The 6,290-nt window shown below is 40.8% G+C and carries 3 protein-coding genes and 6 tRNA genes; all 9 read left to right on the top strand.

Going from position 1 to position 6,290, the window contains the following annotated elements; all coding sequences use genetic code 11:
- Positions 1-3: 3 nt before the first annotated feature.
- The 9 genes from ACESPO_RS12015 (at position 4) to ACESPO_RS11975 (ending at position 6,262) form a co-directional block, all read left to right on the top strand.
- A tRNA-Val gene (locus ACESPO_RS12015) sits at positions 4-76 on the top strand.
- Between the two features lie 49 nt (positions 77-125).
- Positions 126-198: transfer RNA gene (locus ACESPO_RS12010), tRNA-Thr, on the top strand.
- Positions 199-231: 33 nt separating this feature from the next.
- Positions 232-313: transfer RNA gene (locus ACESPO_RS12005), tRNA-Tyr, on the top strand.
- 41 nt (positions 314-354) lie between these two features.
- A tRNA-Met gene (locus ACESPO_RS12000) sits at positions 355-428 on the top strand.
- A 30-nt stretch (positions 429-458) separates the two neighbouring features.
- A tRNA-Phe gene (locus ACESPO_RS11995) sits at positions 459-531 on the top strand.
- Positions 532-564: 33 nt separating this feature from the next.
- Positions 565-637, top strand: a tRNA-Lys gene (locus ACESPO_RS11990).
- A gap of 166 nt (positions 638-803) precedes the next feature.
- The gene (carB, locus tag ACESPO_RS11985) at positions 804-4,031 is read left to right on the top strand and encodes a carbamoyl-phosphate synthase large subunit (protein WP_116440943.1); all 3,228 of its coding nucleotides are present in this window, start codon (positions 804-806) and stop codon (positions 4,029-4,031) included.
- Between the two features lie 232 nt (positions 4,032-4,263).
- Complete coding sequence (locus tag ACESPO_RS11980; protein ID WP_499788888.1) at positions 4,264-5,655, top strand: aminotransferase class I/II-fold pyridoxal phosphate-dependent enzyme; 1,392 nt, start codon at positions 4,264-4,266, stop codon at positions 5,653-5,655.
- Positions 5,648-6,262 (top strand): nucleoside/nucleotide kinase family protein, encoded by a 615-nt coding sequence (locus tag ACESPO_RS11975; protein ID WP_016439941.1) that lies wholly within the window; start codon positions 5,648-5,650, stop codon positions 6,260-6,262. Before ACESPO_RS11980 ends, ACESPO_RS11975 begins: the two co-directional genes overlap by 8 nt.
- Positions 6,263-6,290: the final 28 nt, after the last annotated feature.

The following is a 6,290-nucleotide window of genomic DNA, read 5'->3' as shown; positions in this document are numbered from 1 at the left end:
TATGGGATCATAGCTCAGCTGGGAGAGCATCTGCCTTACAAGCAGAGGGTCATAGGTTCGAGCCCTATTGGTCCCATAATTCTAATAAAAGGCGTAAGATTTACATGCCGACATTAATTGAATATGCCGACATGGCTCAATTGGCAGAGCAGCTGATTTGTAATCAGCAGGTTATCGGTTCAAGTCCGATTGTCGGCTTTGTTAAAAGCTAATCTTAGCATTTTAACTTATGGATGGATTCCCGAGTGGCCAAAGGGGGCAGACTGTAAATCTGTTGGCAACGCCTTCGAAGGTTCGAATCCTTCTCCATCCATTAGCTATTTAAAATAATAGCTGATTTTAATTTCATAATATCGCGGGGTGGAGCAGTCTGGAAGCTCGTCGGGCTCATAACCCGAAGGTCGTAGGTTCAAATCCTGCCCCCGCAATTTTTTATGCATGTCTGGTGCGTAAAATCAGCCCAGATAGCTCAGTCGGTAGAGCAGAGGACTGAAAATCCTCGTGTCGCTGGTTCGATTCCGGCTCTGGGCACTGTCAGATATAAAGCGACAAAAAACAGAATATGGAGCATTAGCTCAGTCGGTAGAGCACTTGACTTTTAATCAAGTTGTCCGGGGTTCGAATCCCCGATGCTTCACTTAGGACAATCACTTTGGTGGTTGTTTTTTTTATTATCTCACAAAAAAAAGATACATTTTGTAAGGAAATAGGGCAAAATGAAACAAAATAAAAATTTCTCTTGCAAACTTCAGTTTAGCTATGTATAATAGTTTAAAATGCGTTGAGAACAGGAGGAATTTAATATGTCACAGAGAAAAGATATTCATAAGGTACTTATTATTGGATCAGGCCCTATTATCATTGGACAGGCGTGTGAATTTGACTATTCAGGAACACAGGCTTGTAAAGCACTTAGAAACCTTGGGTATGAAATTGTATTAGTGAATTCTAATCCGGCTACGATTATGACAGATCCGGATGTTGCTGACGTTACTTATATTGAACCACTAAATGTGGATAGAATCGAACAAATTATTAAAAAGGAAAGACCAGATGCTTTATTACCAAACCTTGGAGGGCAGTCAGGTCTTAATTTATGCTCGGAATTGGCACAGGCAGGAGTTTTAGAAAAATACAATGTCGAAGTTATCGGAGTTCAGGTAGATGCCATTGAACGTGGTGAAGATAGAATCGAATTTAAGAAAACTATGGACAGCCTTGGAATTGAGATGGCAAGAAGTGAAGTTGCATATTCTGTTGATGAAGCGCTTGCAATCGCAGATAAATTAGGTTACCCGGTTGTTCTTCGTCCGGCATATACGATGGGTGGAGCAGGCGGAGGTCTTGTATATAATGTAGAAGAACTGAAGACAGTCTGCGCTCGTGGTCTGCAAGCCAGCCTTGTAGGACAAGTTCTTGTAGAAGAATCCATTCTTGGATGGGAAGAGTTAGAATTAGAAGTTGTCCGTGATGCAAACAATAATATGATCACAGTATGTTTCATTGAGAATATTGATCCGCTTGGAGTACATACCGGAGATTCCTTCTGTGCAGCACCAATGCTTACTATTCCGGAAAATGTACAGAAACGTTTACAGGAGAAGTCTTATAAGATTGTTGAGGCAATCCAGGTAATTGGTGGAACTAATGTACAGTGGGCACATGATCCAAAGACAGATCGTGATATCGTAATTGAGATCAATCCGAGAACATCTCGTTCTTCTGCACTTGCTTCTAAAGCAACCGGATTCCCGATCGCTCTTGTTTCTGCAATGCTTGCTACAGGTATGACATTAGAAGATATTCCTTGTGGAAAATATGGAACATTAGATAAGTATGTTCCAGACGGGGATTATGTTGTAATTAAATTTGCACGTTGGGCTTTTGAAAAATTCAAAGGTGTAGAAGATAAATTAGGAACACAGATGCGTGCAGTCGGTGAAGTAATGAGCATCGGTAAGACATACAAAGAAGCATTCCAGAAAGCAATCCGAAGCTTGGAGACAGGTCGCTATGGACTTGGACATGCAAAAGATTTTGATCAGAAATCAAAAGAAGAATTATTAAAAATGCTGATCACACCTACAAGTGAAAGACATTTTATTATGTATGAGGCACTGAGAAAAGGTGCTACTGTTGATGAAATTCATGAGATCACAAAAGTGAAGAAATATTTCATTGAGCAGATGAAAGAACTTGTGGAAGAGGAAGAAGCACTTCTGCAGCACAAAGGAACACTTCCATCAGACGAAGCACTTACTCAGGCAAAGAAAGACGGATTCTCAGATAAATACCTCAGCCAGATTTTGGAAATCAATGAAGACGAAGTAAGAGGAAGACGTCTTGCAATCGGAGTGGAAGAAAAATGGGAAGGTGTTCATGTAAGCGGAACAGAAGACAGCGCATACTACTACTCAACATATAATGGAGAAGACAAGAATCCAATCAGCACTGAGAAGCAGAAAATTATGATTCTCGGTGGCGGTCCAAACAGAATCGGACAGGGAATTGAATTCGATTATTGCTGTGTACATGCTTCACTGGCATTAAAACAGCTTGGATTTGAAACTATTATTGTAAACTGTAATCCAGAGACTGTTTCTACAGATTATGATACATCTGACAAACTGTACTTTGAACCATTGACACTGGAAGATGTTTTAAGCATTTATGAAAAAGAAAAACCGGTAGGAGTGATCGCACAGTTCGGAGGTCAGACACCACTGAACCTTGCAGCAGATCTGGAAAAGAATGGAGTAAAAATTCTTGGTACAGCTCCATCTGTAATTGATCTTGCAGAAGATAGAGATTTATTCCGTGCAATGATGGAAAAACTGGAAATTCCAATGCCGGAGTCAGGAATGGCAGTCAATGTAGAAGAAGCATTAGAGATCGCTGAAAAAATCGGATATCCGGTAATGGTACGTCCTTCTTATGTACTTGGAGGAAGAGGAATGGAAGTTGTTCATGATGCAGAGAGCATGGTTGGATACATGAAAGCTGCAGTAGGAGTAACACCGGACAGACCAATCTTGATCGACCGCTTCTTAGGACATGCAACAGAATGTGAAGCAGATGCGATCAGCGATGGAACACATGCATTTGTTCCGGCAGTTATGGAACACATTGAGCTTGCAGGTGTACATTCAGGAGACTCTGCATGTATCATTCCTTCTAAATATATTTCAGAAGAGAATGTAAAGACAATCAAAGAATACACTAGAAAAATCGCAGAAGAAATGCATGTGAAAGGACTTATGAACATGCAGTATGCGATCGAGAACGGAAAAGTATATGTATTAGAGGCAAATCCGAGAGCATCCAGAACAGTACCGCTTGTATCAAAAGTATGTAACATCAGAATGGTACCGCTTGCGATCGACATTGTGACATCTGAACTGACAGGAAGACCGTCACCGGTTCCGTCATTGAAAGAACAGGATATTCCTTACTATGGAGTAAAAGAAGCTGTATTCCCATTTAACATGTTCCAGGAAGTAGACCCTGTATTAGGACCAGAAATGCGTTCAACAGGTGAGGTTTTAGGACTTTCAAGATTCTACGGGGAAGCATATTATAAAGCACAGGAAGCTACACAGCTGAAAATCCCGATGGAAGGAACAGTTCTGATCACAGTCAATGACAGAGATAAAGCAGAAGTTGCTGATGTGGCAAGACAGTTTGCAGAGACAGGATTTAAAATTCTTGCTTCTAAGAATACTTACAAATTACTTCAGCAGGAAGGAATTGAGGCGGAACTTGTAAATAAAATGCAGGAAGGTCGTCCAAACATTCTTGATTTAATCATGAATGGAAAGATCGATCTGATTGTCAATACACCAATCGGAAAGAGCGAGAATGTAGATGACAGCTATTTAAGAAAAGCTGCAATTAAGAAAAAAGTTCCATATATCACAACAATGGCAGCTGCAAAAGCAACTGTAAGCGGTATTCAGTCAATGAAAAAACCGGGCTGCGGAGAAGTAAAATCTATTCAGGAATTACACAGCGAGATTACAGACAAAATGTAAAAAATTGTTGAAAAAGTAAATAGAAAAGTGAGTGAAATAAAAACTCCAGTGGATGATGTCGCGTACATAGATCCACTGGAGTTTTCTTCTGTAGAAAGCTATTTTTGGAAACGGAAATGGAATGTGGGAAATCTTGCTTAAAGATGAACACTTTGATACAATGAGAAAGAAATGCAGTCTGAAAAAGATGCAGTTTCAGGAACTAGAAGATAGAAAGTATAGAATAGAAAATATGAAGACACTTTATGATAGATTAGAAACGTATGGAAATAGTGATTTTTACGGGATGCATATGCCTGGACATAAGAGAAACCGGCAGCTGATTCCAAATCGGATTCCTTATGAATTGGATATTACGGAAATTGACGGATTTGATGATCTTCACCATGCAGATGGGATTATCAGGGAGGCGGAAGCGCGGGCAGCCAGGCTTTACAAAGCAGAGACCACCCATTTTCTTGTAAATGGAAGCACGGTTGGCATTCTGAGTGCGATTCTTGGTTCCACAAACAGAGGGGACAAGATTCTTGTAGCAAGAAACTGTCATAAGTCTGTTTATCATGCGATAGATCTAAATGAACTGGAACCGGTGTACATTTATCCGTCGCATGTGGAATCGGGAATGAATGGAGAAATTTCCGCAGAAGAAGTAAAAACTTTATTGGAGAGGGAACCAGAGATCAGAGCAGTCATGATTGTCTCTCCAACATATGACGGTGTGGTTTCAGATGTTGAGAAGATTGCTGAGATCGTACATCAATACAGCATTCCGTTAATCGTGGATGAAGCGCATGGGGCACATTTTGGATTTCATCCGTATTTCCCGGAAAATGCAAACAGAAAAGGAGCAGATGTTGTTATCCACAGTGTACATAAGACCCTACCTGCTCTGACACAGACAGCGCTGCTTCATCTAAATGGTCCGATCGCAGACCGGAAGAAGATCGAGCGTTACCTTCATATATTGCAGTCCAGCAGTCCCTCCTACATTTTGATGGCGAGTATTGATGTGTGCATGGAATTTCTGGAGCAAAGCGGGGAACGGGAATTTGAAACGTATGTGCAGGCGCTGGAAAAAGTCAGAGAGAGACTGGGAAGACTATGTCACCTGAAATTAATCGAGACAGAACAGTATGACCGGTCGAAACTGGTAATCTCTGTTCAGAACAGTACATTGTCAAGCAGAGAGCTTTCAAAGATACTGAGAGAAAAATATCACCTGGAGATGGAGATGACAGCGGGGAACTATATTCTTGCCATGACTTCGGTTGGAGATACACAGGAAGGATTGAAATGGTTTGTAAGTGCATTAGAGGAAATTGATGCAGCATGTAAGGAATCAAAAGAGAATCATTGTTTCGGTAGTCTTCCGCGAACCAGATTGTGTTTGAAAAGTTCGGAAGTAGTTGAGAGAAAAAATGGAATCAGCATAGCATGGGAAGACAGTGTCGGGTTGATTTCTATGGAATATGCGTATCTGTATCCGCCGGGAATCCCGTTGATCGTGCCCGGCGAAGAGGTGACTTGGGAAGTTATTTCCTATCTTGAACAATATAGAAAAAGGGGATTTTCAATCGAAGGGTTGACAGAGGAAGGAAGAATAAAGGTGTGCAGCGATGAGTAAGATTTTTTATTTTATGGGCAAAAGTGCAGCAGGAAAAGATACTATTTTTCAGAAAATACAAAAGCTTCTGACGGATCTGCGGACGGTGGTAATCTATACGACGCGCCCGATCCGGGAAGGAGAAGAAGACGGTGTTGCGTATCATTTTGTAACGGAGGAGAGGATGCGAGAACTTGAAAGAGAGGGAAAGATCATCGAACTTCGGGCATACAATACGGTACACGGCATCTGGTACTATTTCACGGCAGATGACGGGCAATTTTCAGGAAATGAAAGTTGTGTGGCAATCGGGACACTGGAGTCTTTTGAAAAAATGCAGAATTATTTTGGAAAGGAAAATGTAATTCCAATTTATATACAGGTAGACGATGGAGTTCGATTAGAGAGAGCGCTTGAGAGGGAATGCACGCAGAAAGAACCAAAATATGCAGAACTTTGCAGACGGTTTCTTGCAGATGAGAAGGATTTTTCGGAAGAAAATTTAGAACGGCTTGGAATTGTGCAGCGTTTTGAAAATCTGGATATGGGAAAATGTACAAATGAAATTATGCTATATATTCAGAAAAATCTATGCTATAATAACAACAAAGAAACTGGCAGTATCTAATGCTTTCAACTAACAATTTACACACAAA

Source organism: Coprococcus sp. HPP0074 (assembly GCF_964238105.1).
In the GTDB taxonomy this organism is placed as follows: Bacteria; Bacillota; Clostridia; order Lachnospirales; family Lachnospiraceae; genus Faecalimonas; species Faecalimonas umbilicata.
Note: the sequence above shows the minus strand (reverse complement) of the source record. Positions and strands in the feature narration are given on the sequence as shown.